The 22,079-nt window shown below is 55.2% G+C and carries 18 protein-coding genes, 1 tRNA gene and 1 pseudogene; 11 read left to right on the forward strand and 9 right to left on the reverse strand.

The annotated features are described in order from the left end of the window. Positions 1–17 precede the first annotated feature (17 nt). Positions 18–938: an alpha/beta fold hydrolase gene (locus I6J23_RS01760; RefSeq protein ID WP_204582288.1), complete on the forward strand. Its 921-nt coding sequence runs from the start codon at positions 18–20 to the stop codon at positions 936–938. On the opposite strand, the gene I6J23_RS01765 is transcribed toward I6J23_RS01760, so the two are convergent. After that, on the reverse strand, positions 913–2,748 hold the full coding sequence (locus I6J23_RS01765) for a sensor histidine kinase (RefSeq protein WP_239454946.1): 1,836 nt from the start codon (positions 2,746–2,748) through the stop codon (positions 913–915). The genes I6J23_RS01760 and I6J23_RS01765 overlap by 26 nt on opposite strands. Before the next feature lie 133 nt (positions 2,749–2,881). Next, positions 2,882–3,586 (reverse strand): response regulator transcription factor, encoded by a 705-nt coding sequence (locus tag I6J23_RS01770; RefSeq protein ID WP_204582289.1) that lies wholly within the window; start codon positions 3,584–3,586, stop codon positions 2,882–2,884. Positions 3,587–3,834: 248 nt separating this feature from the next. Between I6J23_RS01770 and I6J23_RS01775 the strand changes: the two genes are divergently transcribed. Next, positions 3,835–4,938, forward strand: coding sequence for an AbrB family transcriptional regulator (locus I6J23_RS01775; RefSeq protein ID WP_204582290.1), 1,104 nt, complete (start codon positions 3,835–3,837; stop codon positions 4,936–4,938). Positions 4,939–4,991: 53 nt separating this feature from the next. On the opposite strand, the gene I6J23_RS01780 is transcribed toward I6J23_RS01775, so the two are convergent. The 4 genes from I6J23_RS01780 to I6J23_RS01795 all read right to left on the reverse strand — a co-directional run bounded on the left by I6J23_RS01780 (position 4,992) and on the right by I6J23_RS01795 (position 8,709). After that, complete coding sequence (locus I6J23_RS01780; protein WP_204582291.1) at positions 4,992–5,792, reverse strand: fructosamine kinase family protein; 801 nt, start codon at positions 5,790–5,792, stop codon at positions 4,992–4,994. 102 nt (positions 5,793–5,894) lie between these two features. Continuing rightward, positions 5,895–6,659 carry an ABC transporter permease gene (locus I6J23_RS01785; protein ID WP_204582292.1) on the reverse strand — a complete coding sequence of 255 codons (765 nt, stop codon included), beginning with the start codon at positions 6,657–6,659 and terminating at the stop codon, positions 5,895–5,897. Between the two features lie 30 nt (positions 6,660–6,689). Further along, positions 6,690–7,664: an ATP-binding cassette domain-containing protein gene (locus tag I6J23_RS01790; protein WP_204582854.1), complete on the reverse strand. Its 975-nt coding sequence runs from the start codon at positions 7,662–7,664 to the stop codon at positions 6,690–6,692. Positions 7,665–7,752: 88 nt separating this feature from the next. Continuing rightward, complete coding sequence (locus I6J23_RS01795) at positions 7,753–8,709, reverse strand: hypothetical protein (protein WP_204582293.1); 957 nt, start codon at positions 8,707–8,709, stop codon at positions 7,753–7,755. Positions 8,710–8,981: 272 nt separating this feature from the next. Between I6J23_RS01795 and I6J23_RS01800 the strand changes: the two genes are divergently transcribed. Beyond that, positions 8,982–11,027 (forward strand): alkaline phosphatase family protein, encoded by a 2,046-nt coding sequence (locus tag I6J23_RS01800; protein ID WP_204582294.1) that lies wholly within the window; start codon positions 8,982–8,984, stop codon positions 11,025–11,027. Between the two features lie 52 nt (positions 11,028–11,079). Continuing rightward, entirely contained in the window at positions 11,080–11,790 is a 711-nt protein-coding gene (trhA, locus tag I6J23_RS01805; protein ID WP_204582295.1) for a PAQR family membrane homeostasis protein TrhA, read from the forward strand. A 186-nt stretch (positions 11,791–11,976) separates the two neighbouring features. On the opposite strand, the pseudogene I6J23_RS01810 reads toward trhA, so the two are convergent. Next, a pseudogene (locus I6J23_RS01810) lies at positions 11,977–12,834 on the reverse strand (Abi family protein). A 508-nt stretch (positions 12,835–13,342) separates the two neighbouring features. Beyond that, positions 13,343–13,415 (reverse strand) — tRNA-Thr (locus tag I6J23_RS01815). A gap of 226 nt (positions 13,416–13,641) precedes the next feature. Between I6J23_RS01815 and thrE the strand changes: the two genes are divergently transcribed. The 5 genes from thrE to I6J23_RS01840 all read left to right on the forward strand — a co-directional run bounded on the left by thrE (position 13,642) and on the right by I6J23_RS01840 (position 18,786). Continuing rightward, on the forward strand, positions 13,642–15,264 hold the full coding sequence (thrE, locus tag I6J23_RS01820; protein ID WP_204582296.1) for a threonine/serine exporter ThrE: 1,623 nt from the start codon (positions 13,642–13,644) through the stop codon (positions 15,262–15,264). A 91-nt stretch (positions 15,265–15,355) separates the two neighbouring features. Next, positions 15,356–15,823 carry a hypothetical protein gene (locus tag I6J23_RS01825; protein ID WP_046202002.1) on the forward strand — a complete coding sequence of 156 codons (468 nt, stop codon included), beginning with the start codon at positions 15,356–15,358 and terminating at the stop codon, positions 15,821–15,823. Between the two features lie 227 nt (positions 15,824–16,050). Next, positions 16,051–17,577, forward strand: coding sequence for an alpha,alpha-trehalose-phosphate synthase (UDP-forming) (locus tag I6J23_RS01830; RefSeq protein WP_239454947.1), 1,527 nt, complete (start codon positions 16,051–16,053; stop codon positions 17,575–17,577). Beyond that, entirely contained in the window at positions 17,570–17,920 is a 351-nt protein-coding gene (locus I6J23_RS01835; protein ID WP_204582297.1) for a 2Fe-2S iron-sulfur cluster-binding protein, read from the forward strand. Before I6J23_RS01830 ends, I6J23_RS01835 begins: the two co-directional genes overlap by 8 nt. A gap of 8 nt (positions 17,921–17,928) precedes the next feature. Continuing rightward, entirely contained in the window at positions 17,929–18,786 is an 858-nt protein-coding gene (locus tag I6J23_RS01840; protein ID WP_204582298.1) for a trehalose-phosphatase, read from the forward strand. Between the two features lie 49 nt (positions 18,787–18,835). Here the strand turns inward: I6J23_RS01840 and I6J23_RS01845 are convergent, their stop codons facing one another. Continuing rightward, positions 18,836–20,029 carry a LacI family DNA-binding transcriptional regulator gene (locus I6J23_RS01845; protein ID WP_204582299.1) on the reverse strand — a complete coding sequence of 398 codons (1,194 nt, stop codon included), beginning with the start codon at positions 20,027–20,029 and terminating at the stop codon, positions 18,836–18,838. 231 nt (positions 20,030–20,260) lie between these two features. On the opposite strand from I6J23_RS01845, the gene I6J23_RS01850 reads away from it, so the two are divergent. Together I6J23_RS01850 and I6J23_RS01855 are read left to right on the forward strand one after the other, a co-directional pair. Continuing rightward, the gene (locus tag I6J23_RS01850) at positions 20,261–21,295 is read left to right on the forward strand and encodes a metal ABC transporter solute-binding protein, Zn/Mn family (protein ID WP_204582300.1); all 1,035 of its coding nucleotides are present in this window, start codon (positions 20,261–20,263) and stop codon (positions 21,293–21,295) included. A 9-nt stretch (positions 21,296–21,304) separates the two neighbouring features. After that, positions 21,305–22,063 (forward strand): metal ABC transporter ATP-binding protein, encoded by a 759-nt coding sequence (locus I6J23_RS01855; RefSeq protein WP_204582301.1) that lies wholly within the window; start codon positions 21,305–21,307, stop codon positions 22,061–22,063. Positions 22,064–22,079 lie beyond the last annotated feature (16 nt).

The following is a 22,079-nucleotide window of genomic DNA, read 5'->3' on the forward strand; positions in this document are numbered from 1 at the left end:
AGCTGACGATGCTTAGAGTGTCTCGACGAGTGCGTGAGGCTATGGCCAGGCATCCTCTGCAGATGAAACCGTGGGTTCTCCGTCCCCGCGGGCATCAGTGGGCTGGATCTTCGCGCGTCTACCCTCATATCGATGAGGATGGGCGCTGTCATCGGGCCGATCGGATACCTATCATGGCGCGCGTCCCCGACATGGGCAGGGTGCCGGAGCAGGATTTTAGCCCGCTTGCGGAGACCGAAAAGCCACCGCTGCTCTGCGTGCACGGAATGATAGGGGCGAAGGGTAATTGGGAAGTTCTTGTTCCATATATCACGGACCGGCGGACTTTTTATGTTGATTATGGCGAAGCAGGTACCGCGCCCGTTGACGAGTGTGTCGATGAATTAGCGGAACAAATTATTGAGTTAAGCCAACGGATTCATGCCCGGGAGCTTATTCTCCTTGGGCATTCTCGGGGCGGATTGATTGCGCTTCTTGCTGCGTCACGGCCTGAGGTTCAACGTGTTGTCTCAATTCGCCGGATTATTGGCTTAGGAGCCCATTTTTCGGGAATTCGTCGGTGGAAACTTTTACCGAAAGACGTGTCATCATATGGCCCCGTTCTTTCAGTTTTCTTTCGGGCCATGCACAGGTTTGCGTATTGGAGTGTGGGCGCGTCAGCTTTTGACCAGTTCAAGGACTCGCCGGATTTGCAGCGTGCGTTACATGGTGTCGATCGATCGATAGAGGTTATCCCTATCGCCAGTAGGACCGATTACATTGTGCGGCCCAGTTCCGCTTTTGACGTGCCGACGGACCACGTGACGCCGGTGCTTCTTCAGGATTATTTTCCCGGAGCGAAAATACTGCACAATTTGCTACCACGCGATGGGCGGGCCATCGCGATGGTTAAGGCTGCAATTGCGAAACGCCCTATTCATGGGGCAAAAGAACAGTAAAAGTTGTTCCCTCATCGACGACGCTATCGACGGTGACTTCGCCACCGTGCTGTTCAACCAAACCTTGAACGATCGATAATCCCAATCCGGAGCCTCCACCCTGATGCCGTGACCGGGATGAGTCGGCTCGGTAGAAGCGCTCGAAAATGTGCTCGCTATCCTCCGGCGGTATACCTACACCGTTATCGATGACCCGAATACGCACCGCTTTTTTCTTCGGCGACGTTCCCAAGGTGGAATCGTCAAGAGCAATGCGAACAGTAGCCTCTGGGCCTGCATGTTTGAGGGCATTCGTCATGAGGTTGGTGAGAACTTGGTGAAGGCGAGCGCTATCTCCTGTCACAATGGGTGGTTCCACGCAATTGTTTGTCATGGAAATATCGCGGTCAGGGTAGTTCACTTTCATATTTTGAATAACACTGATTGCCACACTGAGGATATCGACACTCTTATGTTCCAAAGGACGCGAATTATCCATCCGGGCAAGATCCAAAAGATCTTGGACTAAAACGCTCATTCTTTCTGCTTCAGCGGAGATACTATCCAGCACAAGGTTGAGGTCGTCGGTTTGGCCCGTTCGATAGAGCTCGGCGTATCCGCTGACGGATGTCAATGGAGTGCGTAATTCATGAGATGCATCGCCTATAAAACGACGCATCGTTTGCTCTGCTTCACGCGCTTGCGCTTCTGCTTTGCGTGCAACACGAGCGTTTTCCTGAGCTTCAGCTTCGCTTCGTTCCACCGCGACGAAGGATTGCTCGATTTGCGCCAACATCTTGTTCAGCGATCGCGAGAGTGCGCCGACTTCGGTGTCCGGTGGCCACTCCGGAAGACGCTGGGAGAGGTCGCCGTCGGCAATCTTTCCCGCAACGCGTTCCACGTGACTCAGGGGCCGGAGTGATCGGCGGACAACGTACCAGGTCAGAATGAGAAGTAAGGCGAGGACGAGCATTCCCAGGCCGGCTTCAAGAAGGAAGAGGCGGGAGATTGTTCGTTCGTTATCGTCAAGTGAGACTGCGACGACGACGAGATCACCGTCTTGGCTTTTCAGCGCCATAGCGCGCCAGTGTGCTGTGGATTTCGAACCTCGCGCGGCTGAGACGGTGACGGGGCCAGTCTCATGGGTGACCGAGTCAAGGTTGGGGTAGGACTCGAATCCGTAGTCGTAGGACACGACGGATCCGTCGGAATGGGTGACCTGCACAAAGTATTGGCTAGGGAGTCTAGGGTTTTCGCTGTACGCACTCTGCACGGGTAAGCGCCCTTGCTCGATGAAGGGCGAATGCGCTGTGGATTCCAGCGAGGCATCGATCCGCGACTGCATGAATTCCCTCAGCGTGGAGGTCACCGCGAGCCCGGTGAAGAACATTCCACCTGCGGAAATCACCATCACGATGATGATAAGTGACGTGTGTAACGGTAAACGCGACAGGCCACGCTTAGCTGCTCCTGTGTGCTGTTTGCGTTCCCATTCTTGCCGACGTTTTTCACTATAGCTTCGTGGGCGTGTTGTTTGCCGCCCGGGCGGAGCGACTGGCACGCTTTTCTTCAGCGCGGAGGCGTCGTCCTCCGTGAGGCGGGAGGTTTCGTCCCCTTTTCCGGAAACGCTATCCGCGTCGCTGAGGGTTTCTTTCCCCAGATGAGAATCGTCGTGAAGGCCGGCGTCGGGAGTGGGGTCGTCATTGGAAGAGGATGTTGCGGGAATTGCCCATGCGTTTGTTGAATCGATAGTGCTGGGCTGCTGCGTGGCTACCGACTGGCTCGTGTCAGCGTCGTTCGGCGCATTACTCTTTTTCAGACGTTGTACCACTGCGTTGAAACGCGAATGTAGTGAAATGGCAATGGCCCCTTACGTTCAGCATTCGAATTATCGTTACACGATCACACAGGATTCGCTGGTGCACCGTACTTCGGTACATCGTGCGTCCAGCTGGTGATACTCCTTAGGCCCTGGGTGTGCGAAGAACGTATCCCACTCCTCTTACGGTCTGAATCAAATGTGGCTCGTCCTTATCCACTTTGCGCCGCAAATAGGAAACATAAGATTCAACAACGTTTCCATCGCCACCAAAGTCATAATTCCACACATGATCTAAGATCTTTGCCTTGCTCAAGACAACTTCCGCATTAACCATTAAGTAGCGGAGCAATTTGAATTCCGTCGGGGATAGATCCACGTATTCGCCCGCTTTTGTTACTTCATGTGAATTATCGTCCAGGGTTAAGTCGGCATAAGTAATTCGTTGATCGTCATCCACCTCTGGTGGTGTAACGCGGCGAAGGATTACTTTCAAGCGCGTCACCACTTCTTCCAAACTGAACGGTTTGGTGACGTAATCGTCGGCACCGATTGTTAAACCGTGGATGCGATCATCAACGGCATCCTTGGCTGTGAGAAAAAGTACCGGTGCATCGTGGCCGTCCGCGCGAAGCTTACTCAATAGGGTGAACCCGTCCATGCGGGGCATCATGACGTCCAGAATAAATGCGTCGGGATGGAACGAACGTGCAATATCCAACGCTTCCCCACCATCACTCGCGGTCGCGACCTCGAAACCTTGGAACTTCAACGACACTTTGAGAAGCTCTACGATGTTTGCTTCGTCATCAACAACAAGAACGCGTGTGGGGGCTTCAGCAGAACTCATAGTTCCAGTGTGCACGATTACTGGTGATTTGTCTGCATACACCGCATATGAAGTTACTGAGCACTTTCAGCCTGTTTCCTGTATGCCTGATGTGAGCACCCTGGGAGCCTGGTGTACATATGCTGTGACCACTCGCGTAATACACCCTGCCAGCGCGTGAGCAACAGGGGCGAAGAGTGAGACACCCGTGTGCGAACACTAAGCCCACCCACAATCAGCGTAAACTTAGCAATACCAACCGGGAGGCGATGCATCAGGTGACTACCCACCACATCAAGCCCAGCACCCGCAGGTCACTATTCGGGTGGACCATCGCGATCATTGCGACGCTAGTTGCCATAGGACTCTGTCGGGTAGCGCAACTTCCCTCGCCTCTCATGTTGGGCTCAATGGTAGGTGGGCTGTGCGGAGCCATTATCGCGAGCACACGAATCCGGCCGCCACGCTCCACAATCGGACCCTCACAAGGTGTTATTTCGCTCCTGGCGGCAGGCCCTTTGGTTAATTCCTCACCTGACCGTTTGGCATCCTATGCGCTTCCGTCACTTATTGCTATTGGAATAACTTTGCTTCTCTGCGCTGCCTGCGCCTGGGTGATTACGCGTTTTTCAACCATTGATTCATCCACGGCAGTCATGTCGACGCTCGCGGGTGGGGCGTCGGCAATGTCTGTTCTGTCGGAAGAATTGGGAGCAGATTTTCGCTACGTCACTGTTGCTCAGTACCTCCGTGTCTTCATCGTTTCTTTCTCACTGCCATTTTTAATTCCATTACTGGTTGGCGGAAATGTTGATGTTGGTTCAGAACCCCTCGTGAGCCTTTCCTCCCACTCAGTAATGAATTGGCTTGTTGTTTTAGCTGTGATCACTATTCCTGGGTGGCTTGCCAGTTTCACCCCATTGCCAGCGCCCCGCTTACTTGCCCCCTTGGCCATCGCCATTGTGATAGGCGAATGGCAACCGCATCTCATTTCGATACCCGGTGTTTTGGAAGCGGCCGCATTTATTTTGATTGGTTGGCAGGCCGGTGGCGCGTTTGATCGACAGTCACTGGTAACTAACGCTAAACGCCTTCCGCTCGCATTCCTGTGCATCATTGTATTGATGGGCGGATGTGGTGTGATGGCCGGAATACTCACAGCCTTAGGCCTTGGGACGCTCACTGAAACGTACTTAGCGACGACACCCGGCGGCCTCTATATCGTCCTAGCCATCGCACACGACCGGGGAGCGGGGCCGATTGTCACCGTCATGCAAGTGACCAGGATGATTGTGATGCTGATTGTCACCGCATTCGTGCCACAGCTCATCCGCACTTTACAGCGGATCAAACATACCGGCACACATCACTAGAGATGACTACACCAGGCATGCTCGACTAAGCACAGTGCCCTATCCACGCCGGACTACGCGTACTGGCTGGCAGCGTTAATCGTCGACGGTACGTAGCTGCTTCCGAAAAGGTATACGTGACTGAGCAGCATGCTTAGCTGGTGCAACGGAATAAGCTTCCTCCATCCTTCATTGAGAAAGCCCTCACTTTCATAGCCCTCGTAAATAGCATCAAGCTTGGGCGCTCCAAAAAGAGCGAGCGCAGCGAGATCCGTCAGTGGGTGTCCGCCGTGAGCACTGGGGTCGATCAACACTGCCCCGGAGGAGGTCCACATTACGTTGCCCGCCCATAGGTCTCCATGGATCCGAGCTGGAGTGTCGATATCGTCAAAATCACCATCGCGAAGACGTTCGCACACTGCCTCGACAGCCTTGTTGCCCTGTTCCCCCAAGGATGCTCCGCGCTGCGAACTATTGATGCGTTCGAGCGTCGGCATAATACGGGCTTCCGCGTACATCTCGCCCCAGTGGTCATAATGCTTCAAGCTCAGGGGCATTAATTCATCATTTGGGCCGTGAAGACCATCGCCCTCCCAACCGTCTGGACCAGCACCGAACGCGGCAGCTCCTGCCTCGTGGGTGTGGGACAGTGCAGCGCCGAATTCACGGGCAAAGCGGGTTGAAGCACGGCCGTTATCCAAGCGCTCCAGGACAAGCCCGCCACCGGGAGCAGAATCGTCCTGGCCGAAAACTCTAACGACGCGCGCCCCGCCCGACGATTCAGCCTCGCGCAGCCAATTCAAACCTGCTGCTTCCCAGTCTGCAGCACGGCCATGTGTGTTCTTCGTAAACGTATCGTCATCAACAAAAGCCATGCCCCCAACCGTAGACGTTTATGTGCCTAAGGGTGACATCATCTTTTTCTACTAATTATTCATGACTTTTATTCACTGTCTATGACGCAATGCGAGTTATTGCTATGAATTTTCTTTACGGAATGTACGAGTCCCCCACCAAATACCAGCAAAGAAAATAACAAGTGACCACAGAATCCCCCAGGTCACCGTGGCAGCATCAGGATTCTCCGCGAAGATTGCGCGAACAGCGTCAACAATGTACCGAGTGGGCATGAAGTCTGATAAGCGTTCGAGCCACGCGGGAGCCAACGACATCGGCAAAATAATTCCAGATAACAACAAAATAGGCATGATAAGCATGTTGGTTAGGGGACCCATGACATCTTCATCCTTACTGGTCAAAGCCAGCGCATTCGACGCAGCCGCCGACGCCGCACCGGCAAACAATGTAATGACCATGCCTAGGATCACACCCGCAATAGGCGCTTTCATTCCCATCGCATACCCCAAAGCAATGAGGATTGTGGATTGGACGCCCAGTTGCGTCACATCTCGCATGAGGCGTCCACACAACAGCGCAGTCCTACTAGCTGGAGTAACGCGCTCAGCTTCGATCACTCCATCACGCCACTCGGCAATCACACCGAAACCGACGAACATCGCACCAAAAACCGTCAGCTGAACCAACAAACCGGGAACGAAGAATGTGTAGGCATTCGTCGCCCCAAATTGGGCTGTCAATGGCTTAAGTAAGGGGCCGAACAACACCAAATACATCACCGGTTGTAACAAGCCGATGATGATCCAAGCGGGGTTACGTAAATTCATGCGCAATTGCCGACGGCAAATAATGAAACTCTCACGGAAGAAATTAGATATACCCATAAAATATCCTCAAACTAAAATTGTGGAGAATTAATCGCGCAAGGAGCGACCAGTCAACGACAAGAAGACGTCATCCAAGGTGGGGCGCCGGACATTAAGATCGGCAATACCGATCGACTTCTCATCCAATGCCCTAATCAGCTCCGGTAAAACATGGCCGGAGTTATAGACGTCTGCTTCTATCATGTCGCCACTGAGTTTCAGATCAGATGTTGTCGACGTCCCGGTTGCCGACATCACGCGGGTGATAATCTCGGCCGCCTCAGCCTGGCGGGTGGCGTCGTCAAGGCGGAGAGAAACATGATCCCCGGACACCGAACTCTTTAAATTCTCCGCCGTATCTGACGCGATAATCCGTCCGTGATCGATAACAATGATCCGATCTGCTAAAGCATCGGCCTCATCCAAATAATGAGTTGTTAAAAAAATCGTTGCACCTTGGTCTTCACGGAGGCTACGAATGTGGTCCCAGAGGTTGCTCCGTGCCTGTGGGTCCAGGCCTGTCGTCGGTTCATCGAGGAAAACGAGGCCCGGGCTATGGATTAGCCCCATCGCAATATCGAGACGCCGACGCTGGCCACCCGACATATTCTTAGGCTCTCTGTCCCACAAACCATCTAAACTAAACTGTTCAAATAACTCATGAGCGCGCCGTTGAGCGTCCTTTTTACGTAAGCCATACAGCATGCCGTGATCCATCAGTTCCTCACCAGCGTGCGCGTTGGAACCGGCAGAGCCCACCTGACTGACATACCCAATATGACGACGGACCTCTACGGGCTGCGTCGCCACATCGAAACCTGCAACACGGGCAGAACCACTCGTCGGCTTCAACAACGTCGTCAGCATGCGAAGTGTTGTCGTCTTACCTGCACCATTAGGACCTAGGAAGCCGATGATTTCGCCTGGATCAACGTGCAGACTCACACGGTCGACGGCTTTTACTGGCTTTTTATCACGACCACGGCCACGAAAAGTTTGGGTCAGATCGTGCGCTTCAATCATCGGCTTACCAGGGCTATTAGGCATGGCTTACATCATGCCAGAAAACCGGCCAGCTTGGCACGGGACACAACCGCCCTCGGCAGAAGACCTACGACGTTACCAACTGGAGACCAAAACTATCGAGTACAGGCTGAATGACCTTAGCCCCTGGGGTAGTGGCATCGTCTTCACGACCATAACTTGCTATACCTACTGCATAGGCAGTCGCATGGAATGAATCATTTGGATCCGTAGCCCATACGATCCCGCCAGAATCGCCGTGGTCCTGAATACCATCAAACTCAAGTGAATATTTTGAGACCATTGACTGGTAATCCCCGCACGACAAACCCGAACGCCAGCCCAGGCGGCAAGTATAAGGCCTATTCTGTTCTAATTCTTCCGGCCCCCAAGAACCTTTCACCGAGGTTGGAACACCACCCCATGCGACATCTGGAGTGGTATGAATAATTTTGTAGTATTTAGGATAAATCTCGATCAATCCATAGTCTCTTCCTGGACCTATGTTTTCCATAGTCTCATCGAGAACACTCCACACAAATTCGCCAACATTAACATACTTACCATTATCGGCCCTTAGATAAACTTTGTCGCGCTTACTACCGCAATGTCCCGCAGTGAGATTATAAACGTGATCCGTGTCATCAGGGTTTATTACTGTCCAGCCCCAGGAACATTCGCCAAAATTACCGTCTAAATCCTCAATAAAATATTTCCCTCCTGGAGCTATCTGATCACCGGCCTCCAGATATTCAAAGTCCTGGGAGTTTCTAAGAACTTTTCTTTTCTGGGGCATGGAAGGATCTTGCCGCACTCGTTGCCCACTTGCAGCCCGCCCGACGTTGCCACCGCCGACTTGAGATTGATCGATAGTCGGACGTGAACGTCGGGTCTGATTCGACCAGTCACCATTAAACGATGGGTCTATCTTCTGTGTAACTGAGGTCTCTGGCGAACTGGATTTGTCTGAATCATCATTATTCCTAGACACAACGACAGTTACCAGCGCAACAGCAACGAGGCCTGCTAATAATTTTTTCCCCACTACTCATAAGCATATTTTACATTCACTTAGCAGAATTAAGGGAGGGGCCGAGATTATTATCATCCTCACAATTAGGCGCAATAATCAAGTAACTAGGGAATTATTCAATTAATCAACGAGAAGAGAACGCCAATTTCAGTTCTTTTACCTCCGGAGGCACTGATAGCGTTCTCGCATTTGTGTGAGTTCCATTCTTTTAGATTTCATACGCCTGTCACCTCATGTTTCCCTTACCCAGATACGCTACAAATCCTGTGAAACGGTTCCATGGCGTGCATAATCCCCAAGACGACAACGAGTCCGACAAGCAACCACCCCGCGAACAGGAGCAGCCTCGTGGGCAAGGCACGGGCCTGAGCCGGCGTTCCTTCCTAAAAGGTGCAGCAGCTGGAGCAGCGGCCGTCGGTGCTTCTACTTTCGGTGGCTCACTGCTCCCCCGGTCTATTCTTCAGCAAATTGCTACCGCCGCTCCTGCTGGTTCTCTCCAGGACGTTCACCACATCATTTTTCTCATGCAGGAAAACCGGGCGTTCGATCACTATTTCGGTTGCCTCAAGGGTGTTCAAGGGTTCGGCGATCTCCACCCACTTCCTCAACGCAGTGGCGGAACCGTGTTCGAGCAAAAAGACTCGCGCGGCACCGTCACTCTGCCCTTCTCTATCCGCGACGCCGCAGGCCGTCAATCAATGAATGCGGAAAACGTCGACGCCCTCGACCATGAATGGAAAGGAGGCACCTCTGCCCTACACGGCGGGTGGTGTGACAACTGGATAGAGGCCAAAACCCCCTCCACGATGGCCTATTACGACCGGCACGACTTGCCATTCCAATATGAACTCGCCGACACATTCACGGTGTGCGACCAGTACTTTTGCTCCGTGCCGACGAGTACGTCGCCCAACAGAAACTACTATTTCTCCGGCTACACAGGATTTGAGCCTGCGTCCCCGTCGACACGAGCGGTGGATAACCGGGCCTACGATGACGGGCATCCCGGCTACGACTGGCCATGTCTAGCGGAAATCTTGGATAATGCTGGCGTTGACTGGCGCGTGTACCAGGAGTGGGACAACTTCACCGATAACAACCTCGAGTACTTCCGCTACACCAAGCGAGTTTCAGAGAAGGTTTTCGCTGCTCACAAGGATTTCGGGGAGAATTACTACTCAGCCCTTGCCACCGCGACTGAGAAGAACGACAGCCCGACGGTTCAGAAGCTCACCAAAGAGCTGACACATAAGCTTGACCAGTTAACGCCGACGGAGCGACGCATTTTCGACCGCGCGCTCTACCGCTCTGAGCCGCACACCATAACTCAGCGCGTTGAGCACGACATCGCCGCGGGAACGCTGCCGCCCGTGTCCTGGATCGTGCCGTCGAGCACCGAATCTGAACACCCATCGGCATCATCGCCGCGTGCGTCGGCGAACCTTATTTATCGCCTCTTAGATGCTCTAGGAAAACACCCTGACGTGTGGAAACACACCGCACTATTTATTACTTTCGACGAGAACGACGGGTACTTCGACCACGTTCCACCGCCACGGCCACCGCGCAATGAAAAAGATGAATGGTACCAAGGTAAAGCCCTCGGCTTCGGTAACCGCGTTCCCATGATCGTCGTGTCCCCGTGGAGCGTCGGCGGATATCGCTGTTCAGAGGTGTTCGACCACACCTCTGCCTCGCAATTCTTAGAGGCGTGGAAGGGGATTTCGGTTCCCACCGTGTCGCGATGGCGTCGCACAATTAGTGGAGACTTAACCAGCGCTTTTGATTTCTCTCATCCTCAACCCTTTACACCTGCATCTCACCCGCCGCCAACGACGGAGCTCGAGCCGCGCTGGCACCCACAGCCACCGGAAAAGGGCGTGATGCCACAGCAAGAACCGGGCCGACGTCCTCATCGCCCCTTGCCCTATCAACTATCTGCGGCAACTACGGAGCAGCCCTCGGACAAAAACATCCAACTACACCTGACTAACGACGGTCCTGCCACCGCGAACTTTCTGGTGTTTTGCTTCCACGAAGCTAAAGACGCGGTGCGGATGGCAGAACCTGTTGAGGCAGAGAGCAGACGCGGGTCGAGCAACGTGGCCAAGGGGGCCGGTGACGACCGACGTGAGGAACCGTCCAACTCCGAACGACGTGAGAATGCGGACGGCGACGATTTAGGAACGCCTGGAAAAGACGTCATCGCGTGCGACGTTCATGGCACGGTGACTCTTGAGATACCCACGGGGAGAGACGGCCGCTACGCCATCGTCGTGAAAGGCCCTGCGGAATTTCACTATGAAGCGAGCGGAGCAGTACATAGATGAGGCGGGATTTATTCCAACGCATTCGCACACAAAACTATATACACTTTTCTCCATGAACCCTGCGCCGGCACAGTTGCCACGACATCATGCACGCTCCACCGTTCCGTACGATCGCGGGCCCAGGCCTATTCTTCGTGGTCGCCTGCATGAAATTGCCGCCATTTATTTTGCAGGTACCTGCACTGCGCTCGTTGCCACGACTGCTGCGCTCCATAACAGCGCGACATTCATCACTGCGATCGTCCTTTACAGCGTTTGCCTCCTTGGAATGCTTGCAGTGTCGGCTTTATATCACCGGGTGCCGTGGCATACCAAGCGCGCCGTCGATATATGGAGACGCGCAGACCACTCCATGATTGCCATTTTTATTGCCGGCACCTATGCGCCCGTCGCGGTGTACGCGTTCGATTCGATGGGCGACGGATTGTGGATCCTCCCCACAGCGTGGGTCGCTGCGGGTGGAGCCGTCGGGATTAATCTTCTGTGGCCCAACCATCCCCGCTGGGTTGATGTCGTTATTTATCTTGTGTTGGGCTGGCTAGTGGTGGTGAAAGCCACTGCTCTGGTGGTACTGGTGCCCCTTGCCGCTTTGGTTTTGATTATCGTCGGAGGGGTCATCTATTCGCTCGGCGCCATCGTGTACGGGGTTCAGCGCCCTAACCCATCGGAGCGTTGGTTCGGCTTCCACGAAGTATTCCACGCGAGCACCATCGTCGCGGCCGCATTGCACCACATTGCTATCTGGTTATTGGTGGTGAGCTAAGGGTGACGACGAGGGCTCATAGTTATTTTGCAGTTACGACCGATTAATTGGCTAGCGACGGTGAGGACACTTTTCACTACTTAACCGTCAAAACCGAAGTAACTTTAATCATATGAAACATCTGAGATTGTCTCAGCGCAGACCAATTTTAATAAAACACGTCTAAAAACACTAACTATTTCGAAACTAACATTTCCAGAGCGGATGATCTGACCCGTTACGAGGGGCTCCTGTCCGCTCCAGTGGGACTATAGGGTTATCTGGGTAAGTATTCAGTAACTCTGGCAAACGTTTTGCCGGGGATAAATGAAGCTGACGATGCAAGTATTGGATTAAGGACAGCTGACCAAACGTCCGATTCATTTTCCCGGCAACGGATTTCAGCCGTTGATCATCACTGAGCTTGGGCCTAATGTCATAAACACGGTTAAACATCCGGGCATGGTGAGCCGCGTTGTTGCGAACGATATTCAACGATTTGAGCCACGATTCCAATTGCGGAGCATTCAGCCCACACCGCGCAGCAATACGGTTCCGCACGATATTCGGCGACATACCAAATAAATAAGACAACATACCCCAGTCCATAATCTCTACTGCTGCCCATACCGGTAATTCACCGCCGTATTTCTTTTTGTGGTGGGCAACAAAGACCTCCTTAGAATTCTCCAAGGCTCCTTCGTATTTATCTAGCTAGACGTCGTGTACCCTACGATCATCTTTTCTGCGTCGCTGTTCCGCCCGAGCTCCTAAACTTTTTGCGTCAAGATAGACCAATGGATGAACACGGCCTAATTCATATCCGAGCATTGTTCGAATGGCCATCTCAACACGATCTAGCTTCATAAAAACATCGTGCCGAAGTCGTTCGTCAAATTTATAAAGCTCAACCACTAAATCGAAGGATGACCCCGCGATGAAACTATCGAATCTTCTCCGAGTACCGCAGTCGAAGCGACGCATCGGATACGAATACCCCGACAAGCGGTAATAGTTCAGCCACGCCAAAATATCTTTGGCTCGATCCTGATTCTCAATGTGCATCCCCCGCACACAAGGGAGTTTGACCTGGTCATCGTAGGTCACGAAGCGTTTCGCCCGACTCAATGCTCTGGTGCTTTTCTAAAACAAGGACCGGCCCTGGACTCCCATCGAAATGGGCAGCGGAACCGGTCATGGTGTACCTAACGTTACATGCCGGTTCGCGGAAATACGACAAGCTCAAAGCCCCGGGGACCGAGCCCGAATTGCACCAACATCAGGGGATGACAACAAACGCCAAAACTCGCTTAGCCATCGCGCTTTCGATAAGAGGTAATGACCAGCTTTGGTGTCATTCCGTCCGCATCAGTCAACGAATAACAAGAATAGCGCCTCGTAGAAACGCAAAACCGAAAATCATTCTGGACTTCATGAATTGGGGAAGGCAACGGGAAGACACAATGGCTACCATGCCGCGGTGCAGGTGACCTATTATTTGGACATTTTTTGGACACTTTCGGCCTAAAACGCGCCTCAAAGGCAACTGTCAACTCCCCGACCTGCTATTTTGAGCTGGAGATGGGACTTGAACCCACAACCTACGGTTTACAAGACCGTTGCGCTACCGATTGCGCCACTCCAGCACACTGGGCACTGACCCCCGCCAAACAAAAAGCCCGGCCAGGTTCGGTTAACCAGCCCCGCCATAATACACATAACTACGTCTACAACGAAACAAACACGCCACCACCAGTACAAACATCCTTTAGCGCTACCCCACTCGCCCGCACAATAGTTTCTGTCGTAGCCTGTGACCACAAAACATTCCTCACCCCACCGATCCCGATCAGCGAAGGCAACGATCTCCCCATGGATTTTGTCTCAGGATTCAGCCAGGCATTCCGCCGCGTCGCTGGCTCCCGCGCCCCCGGCACCACCGCCGGCGGATCCAATCCTGTCGCCACCATCGACGCCGTTAAAGCAGCCCCGGCACCGTCGCCTCTCAAACCCATCGACTTCACCAATGTCGATGAAATCAACGCGGTTCTCGACCTCGCCGCCCGGATTGGCGACGTCCTCCTGGCCAGCGGAATGAGCAACGGGGACGTCAAAGCCCACATGCACGCAATCACCGAAACATACGGTATTCACGACGTCCACGTCGACATCACCCTTAACACCCTCATGCTGTACACCACCATGGGGCCCACCAAAGGTGCACTTTCAGCATTCCGCGTCGTCAGTAAACTCAGCATGGACTTCGCCCGATTAGAGGAAATCGACGTCCTCGTCCGACGCATCCTCACCGGTGGATTCACGCGGGCAGAAGCCGCCGACGAACTCCACGAAATCGTCACGGCGCCGCCGACTTATAACTCGGCCTTCATCCTGATCATGTGGGGCTTTTTCACTGGATCAGTCGCGTTCATGATCGGTGGACACCTTTCCGAGGCCATCATCTCCTGCCTCTCTGCCATCGTCATCATGTGGGGATCCGCAGTGCTGGCCGGACACGGCTTGCCCTTGTTCTTCCAAAACGTCTTTGGAGGGCTTGTCGCCCCCGTCCCCGCTGCCCTGGCCTACCACGTAGGCCAACGCTACGGAATAGAGGTCAACCCGTCGGTCTGTATCGGTGCCGGCATCGTCGCCATGCTGGCCGGACTCACCCTCGTCCAAGCGCTCCAGGATGGCATCACCGGCGCACCCGTTACAGCCTCCGCACGATTCTTCGAAGCCGCGCTCTCCACCGGCGCCATTATCGCCGGCGTCGCCTTCGGGCTCAATATAGCCTCCCGGTTGGGCATTCCTCTTCCCGCATTCGAAGGCTCAGCGTCTACCAACGTCGTCCAAAACGTGGTCATTACCGTGTCTGGCGCTCTCGCCGGCGCGTTCTTCGCGGTAGCGTGCTTCGCCCGCCTCAGATCCACCGTCATCACGACAGTAACCACCCTCATCGGTGCCGCGTTCTACTACATGATCCTTATCCCCACAGGCTTCGGCACCATCGCAGCCTCCGGGATGGCGGCCACACTCATCGGACTTTTCGGTGGTCTACTCTCCCGCCGGTTCATGATCCCACCACTGATCACCGCAGTGTCGGGCATTACCCCGCTCCTGCCCGGTTTTGCTCTCTACCGCGGGATGTACTCCCTGCTCAATGACCGTCCGTCCATCGGATTCTCCTCTATGGCCACTGCCTTCGCCATCGCCACCAGCCTGGCAGCGGGCGTCGTCCTCGGTGAATGGATCGCGCGCAGACTACGGCGACCTCGCATCGCCACCGCCTACCGCGGAGTCCGCAATATCGTCCGGCGGCCGCTCGCGGTGAAGGCACGCACCAACGGGCCCCGGACTAATGGCCCACGCACGAACGAAGCGCGCACCAACGGCCGTGGGAACCCGCGAACACCCAACACGGGGTCCATCCGGGCTCGCTGGCGCAACCGCTCCTACCGAAACACGAAAGCGCGCTCGCAGTGGCGTCGTCGATAAAACCCACAGTGGTGGCTACCACGAAACCCACCGTGTGAGCTACCATTACTCTGTTCACCATCCATCCCAGGAGGATTTTCCAGGAGGATTTGTGCCCCCCAAGGTCACTGATAAACGGGCAACCAACGCAGAATCACTGCACGCCGTCGAAGAAGAAACAGCTATCGCGGCCCAACGCATCGTCGCTACATACGCAGAGGACTTCTTTGACTACACCACGCTGACCAGCATGCTGGGCGTCGAACCCAAAGGGCTGATCTATCGGCGCGTCGCCAAAGAACTCGGCGAACCCGAAATCCCCGGCAAGAAACCGGAGAAGAAAGCAGCCAAGAAGTCCAGCAAGAAATCGGCCGGTAAGAAGTCCACCGGCAAGGGCACGAAGAAGACCAGCAAGAAGTCGACTAAGTCTTCGGCAAAGAAGAGCACGAAGAAGTCGACCAAGAAGAGCACCAAGAAAACTACGAAAAAGTCAACCGGATCCGCTGCGAAGAAAAGCACGCGGAAATCCACCGCAAAAAAGTCGACGGCTAAGAAATCGACGGCTAAGAAATCCTCATAATCAGCCTTACAACCTGTGTAGGACTAGTTATCAGAGGTTATCAGTAGGGCCGAGCTCAACAGCGCGACAACCAGCGACCACCTGCCACGCCACACGCGCGGAGGGGGTCGCTTTTTGCACGCTTCACCCCGGCTTACGGCCGCAGTCGCTGCATCACGTCCCCGGGCACTACCCTGGTAAACAGAAACATCCTGAGCACTCACCAACCCGAACGAGGTACTAAGACCATGTCCTCAAACGACAATGCCACACCCACCAACTCCTCCACAGATCACGAAGGCAGCGATTCCGTCAGAGACACCTATTCGTTCATCGTCGTTGCTAACCGTTTGCCCGTCGATATAGAGATTGATCCGGACGGCACCAAACACTTCGAGCCAAGCCCAGGTGGCCTGGTTACTGCGCTCAAACCAGTCCTCAAAGAACACGAGGGCGCTTGGATCGGCTGGCCCGGAGCAACATCCGAAGGGCCCACAGCAACCCCCGTTGCTGACCCGTTCACCACCGACGAGGGCATCACACTCATCCCCATGGGATTGACCAAAAGGGATTACAGCGAATACTACGAAGGATTCTCCAACGCCACACTGTGGCCCCTGTATCACGACTTAATCGTGACACCGATTTTTAACCGCGACTGGTGGGTAACCTACCGCGACGTCAATACTCGTTTCGCTATGGAAGTAGCCCGACGCGCGGCAGAAGGCGCAACAGTATGGGTGCAGGACTACCAGCTGCAACTTCTGCCCGGCATTCTGCGACAAATGCGTCCTGACCTAAAAATTGGCTTCTTCCTGCACATTCCGTTCCCGCCGGCGGAATTATTCCGGCAACTCCCCTGGCGTGAAGAACTGGTCCGCGGCCTCCTGGGCGCAGACGTTATCGGGTTTCACTCCATCCACAACGCAACGAACTTCCTTGAACTTTCCCGCGACGTCGGTGGGTTCGCAACCCCCAGCACGGGGCAACCGGAGAGCCTTCCGGTCCGTGGCAAAGCCAGCATGAGGAAAATCACGGCCACCATTACCGCATCAGACGGGCGTCCGGTCGGCGTCGGTGTATTCCCCATTTCCATCGACACCAAGTCAGTCACCACCGCTGCCAAAGATGCCGATGCGAAGAAGGTTCGCTCCGAACTGGGCAACCCAGAAACGCTAATCCTCGGCGTCGATAGATTGGATTACACCAAGGGGATCCTCCAGCGCCTCGAAGCATACGAGGAGCTCCTGGAAACCGGTGCGCTGGACCCCGAGACCACCACGTTCGTGCAAGTGGCTACGCCATCGCGCGAGCGCATTGAGCACTACAAGGTGGCGCGCCGGCAAGTAGAAGAAGCTGTCGGACGGATTAATGGCCACTTCAGCAGCATCGGGCACTCCGCAGTCACCTATATGCACCGGTCAATTCCGTTCCCAGACCTTGTCTCCTACTACAAGGCCGCCGACATAATGCTGGTCACGAGCCTTAAGGACGGGATGAACCTCGTCGCCAAGGAATATGTGGCCTGCCACCCGGACGGCACCGGATCCCTGGTCCTGAGCGAATTCACGGGTGCCGCGGCCGAACTTGATGGTGCCTTTTTGTGCAACCCGCATGACATTGATTCGATCAAACGCCAGGTTCACTCCGCAGCCGTGGCGAAAAAAGAAGATCTGCATGACCGGATGATGTCCATGTTCAATGAAGTGACCGAACACGACGTCCACGCTTGGGCATCGGCATTCCTCGATTGTTTAGAGAGCGACAATGACTAACCCCACCTCCGCTGGCGACGAATCCGCTAACACTAACCCTTCCGACGCAGAGGCCTCCACCGCGCACGTCTTTATGGAGGACACGGAAGAAGATATTGAATGGCCTGCAGGGAAACGGCTTCTTTACGCCATGTTGGACGCGGGCTTAGACGCACCCTACGGGTGCACCGAGGGTGAATGTGGCGCCTGCCAATGCGTCGTCGAACCTCATGACAACGCCACTACGCATATGGTGCACAACAATGTGTTGGATGAGTACGACATTGCCGACGACATGACTCTCGCCTGCCAAACACTATCCGACACTCCTGGCGGGAAATTCGACGTCAGCTACGACTTTTAGGAGAATGAGTGTTTACCCCGTCCGATGACATTACCCGGGCCTTTCGCACCGCTGCCCACTGTCCCACACTGATGCTAGCCAGCGACTTCGACGGATGTTTAGCGCCGCTCAACAAAGACGCCATGGCCGTCACCGCGAATCCCACCGCGATGAATGCCATCATCGACCTCGCCCACATGCCGCACACCCTCGGGGCACTCGTATCCGGGCGGGATATCTCAAAACTTGAACGCCTCGCCCGCCGGACCGGACCACAGGGACAGAACATTGCCGACGACGGTCCCGACGATGTTCGCGACATCTCCGGAATCATTCTGGCGGGATCCCACGGGGCCGAAGCGAATGACGGCAGTGGCGTCGAACCCAACGAGCAGCAAAAGAAACTCCTTGAACGCATGATCCGTGAGGCTCATGCCGTGGCCGATAGTGCCCCCCACTCAGGCATGTTTGTGGAGGAAAAGCCGCTGGGTGTCGGCCTGCATGGTGTGGCGATGAATAACGACGAGCTGGAGCGCCAGCTGCAGCAGAAGTTCGCTGACGTTCTTGATTCGCTGCTGGATGGAACGACGGGTTCCTACATGTACGGCAAGCACATTCTAGAAGCCCAGATCATGGAGGTCGATAAGGGTAAGTGGCTGGAAAGCGCCCGCGACCGTTACAACCTGGATGCCATCGTCTACGCCGGCGATGATACGACCGATGAAAACGCTTTCCGCGTTCTTCATGGCGATGATGTGTCCATTAAGGTCGGTGATTCTCACACCGCGGCCGTTTTACGTGTTCCGGATACCGACGCCATTGCCGACGTGTACCAACGCTTAGCCACCATGCGCCGCGAGTACCTCACTGACGAGGGATTACTCTGACGTCAGCGTGGGTGTCACTGCGACGTTGAAGCGCACAATCCACGCAGCGTCACCGCGGCGGGCCCACCGTGCGCCCCGAGACCAACGTCGTATCCAGCAGCGTATGTGAACCGTGAGTTGCTGGTGCCTGACCGGGGGCACCGCCAGCGTCTATAGATGTCGTCGTGCTCCTAGAAGAAGACGCGCCGGCGGTTGCCTTCCCCCGTGTGGCGTCGGAAATAAGGTCTTGAAGAACATGGCCGGCTGTGCGCCCTTTATCCTTGTTCGGCTGCGCAACCGTGGTGATGTGCTGCTGCACGGCGAGGTCGATACCATCGAACCCCGTAACGGACAGATCTCCCGGCACGGTCCACCCGCGATCAGCAGCGCACTGCATCACAGCCAAAGCTAAGGAATCCGTCGTGCAAGCCACGGCGGTCAATTCGGGGTGCGCATCCAATAACGCGCGGGCTGCTTCGCGGGTGCCGTTGGCATCGTTGATATAGCATTCCACAATCGGAATGTCTTCTGCACAATCTGGGTGAGCACCGCGGATCACATCCACAATGCCCTCGACGCGGTGTTTCTGTACATGCATGTGGGCATAACGCAAACGCTGCGCCGATACCTCACCCGTATTAGTCTCACGGTCAAGGCGAATGCACAACACACCAATTTTCCGGTGGCCGGCGTCGATAAGCTGCCGGACCCCGGGCTGAATAGCAGCGTGGTCATCAATGCCGACGAAGGCGTAATCCTTGAGCTTTGGTGTGGAATACGGCTGATCGCACACAACCGTCGGGAGGCCGCGCGACGCCACAACCTCCAAAGTGGGATCATCCGAGGCAACCGAGTACACCACAAATCCATCGACAGCGGCTTGCGCTACGCGGTTAATTCCCGAGGCCGCGCGCCCTGGAGCAGCAGGAATAAGCACCAAGGACGAATCCAGCGCCTGGCAGGACTCCGCCAAACCCGCCAAGAAATCGACCGACGAGCGGTCCTCGAATGCGTAGGTCAATTCGTCAGTAAAAAGCACGCCGATCGCGTCTGCCCGGCGCGTTCGCAGGGAGCGGGCGGCAGGATCCGGGCCGGAATACCCCAGCTTGTCGGCGGTGGCGAGAATGCGTGCGCGGGTCTCTGGTGATAAATGGTCGGGTTTGTTGTACGCGTTGGACACCGTTGTACGCGATACCCCCACGGCTTCCGCGAGTGACGCCAGCGTAGCCTTATGACTATTTTTCGGGGATCGTCGCGGACTCATGTGTAGCAATCTTAGCCCCTCGGCAACGCCAGAAAACGACTTTTACGCATTCCGGGGTGAGGGATGCTCGCCCGGCCTGGGGCGTCTTCTTCTTGATTCCGGATGTGTTCTAATTTCTGGGCCGACATGCATGGAAGCACTTTTGGTTGTCAATAAGCCGCATTATCGAGGCTGAGCGGGGCTTAAGAAAACCAATTGACATCATATTTCATTAGTGGTTCATTGGTGGACATGCGAGCGATAAAGAATAGGCGACGGTCAGCACTAGCAATTATTTTTGCCACCGGGGTTCTTACCGGAATGGGCGGACTCACAGCCTGCTCAGACGACTCCTCCACGACCTCCGGTTCATCAGACACCGTCAATGTCGTCGCATCAACCGCGCTGTGGGCCGACGTCGTCCATGACATCGCAGGGGACAACGACCACGTCACGATCACAGGCCTCATCGAAGGCGACTCCGTCGACCCCCACGACTACAACCCCTCCGCCAAGGATATGGCGAAGATTAAGGATGCCGACGTCGTCGTCGGAAATGGGGCCGGGTACGACAGCTGGCTGACAGAACACGCCAGTTCCGACGCCACCGTGATCACTGCCCTTCCCCAGGAGGAGCATGATCACGACGAGGACGAGCATGACGGGCACGACCACGATGCGCATGGTCATGACAGCGAGGACGCGCATGATCACGATAGCGAGGATGCACACGATCACGCCCACAGCGCAGAGGCCAGCGACACTGCGGACAATAACTCCGACCTACCCACCAACCCACACGTGTGGTACGACGTCGCCACTGTCAACAGCTTTGCAACAAAAATTGCGGACACGCTGAATGACAAGAACAGCGATATCAAGGCCTCGGCCACAGACTTCAGTGACAAGCTCCACGCTATCGATGAGAAGATCAAAGCACTGCCAGCCAAAAAGGTGGCGAGCACCGAGTCCGTCTCCGGGTACCTGTTGAAGGAATCCCCCATGGAGGACGTGACCCCCCACGGTTACCTCAGTGCGTCGTTGAAGGAATCGGACCCGTCCGCGGCTGATGTTGCCGAATTTACGTCGCTCATCAACGATAAGAAAGTCGATATCCTGGTTAACAATCCGCAAACCGAAGACAGCGTCTCCAAGGACCTCGTCTCCGCTGCCAAGAAAGCAGGAATTCCGGTTGTGGATATCTACGAAACACCCGAAAAAGGTACCCACTACCTGGACTTTTTCTCTGAGGCCGTCCAACGGCTTCACGATGCCAACAAGGAGTAAAACCACCGCGTGAACAACCCGCGCACCACCCACCGTCCCACCGAACCCGCTAACCGCACCACCGGCCCCGTTATCGAACTCAGCACAGCGGGTATCGAACCGCTCTGGACTGACCTGTCCCTCACACTGAGCCCAGGCGAATGGCTCACCGTCCTCGGACCCAATGGAGTAGGAAAATCCACGCTCCTTGGTGCCCTCACCGGGACACGCAAACTGACATCCGGGCATGTCCATGTCAATGGGACCACCGGATTTATACCCCAGCAGCGCATGTTTAGCCCCACACTGCCACTGCGCGCGCGGGACATTGTCGGTCTATCCGGTGGGCACGGTATCTTCCGTCGTCGGCGGCTTCCCGCAGCACAAATAGACGAGGCACTCACCACTGTCGACGCAGCGCACCTGGCCAATAGGCGCATCGGGCACCTCTCCGGCGGCCAACAGCAGCTGATCCGTCAAGCTAGCGCGATCGCAACGCACCCCGATATCCTCCTGTGCGACGAACCCCTGCTCAGCCTGGATTATGCCGCACAAAAGCAAGCTATCCGGACTATCGACGCACAACGACACGACTACAACACGGCCGTCGTTTTCGTCACGCATACGATCAACCCCGTGATCGACGTCACCGATCGCGTGCTATACCTAGCGCCGAATGGCCACACTGTCGGCACGATTAACGACGTCATCACGACTGACGTCCTCAGCGAGCTGTACGGCACCCATGTCGACGTTGTTCACGTCAACGGCAGACTCGTCATCGTTTAGGAGAACACACCACCTT

It is taken from the genome of Corynebacterium kroppenstedtii (assembly GCF_016894245.1).
Taxonomy (GTDB): domain Bacteria; phylum Actinomycetota; class Actinomycetes; order Mycobacteriales; family Mycobacteriaceae; genus Corynebacterium.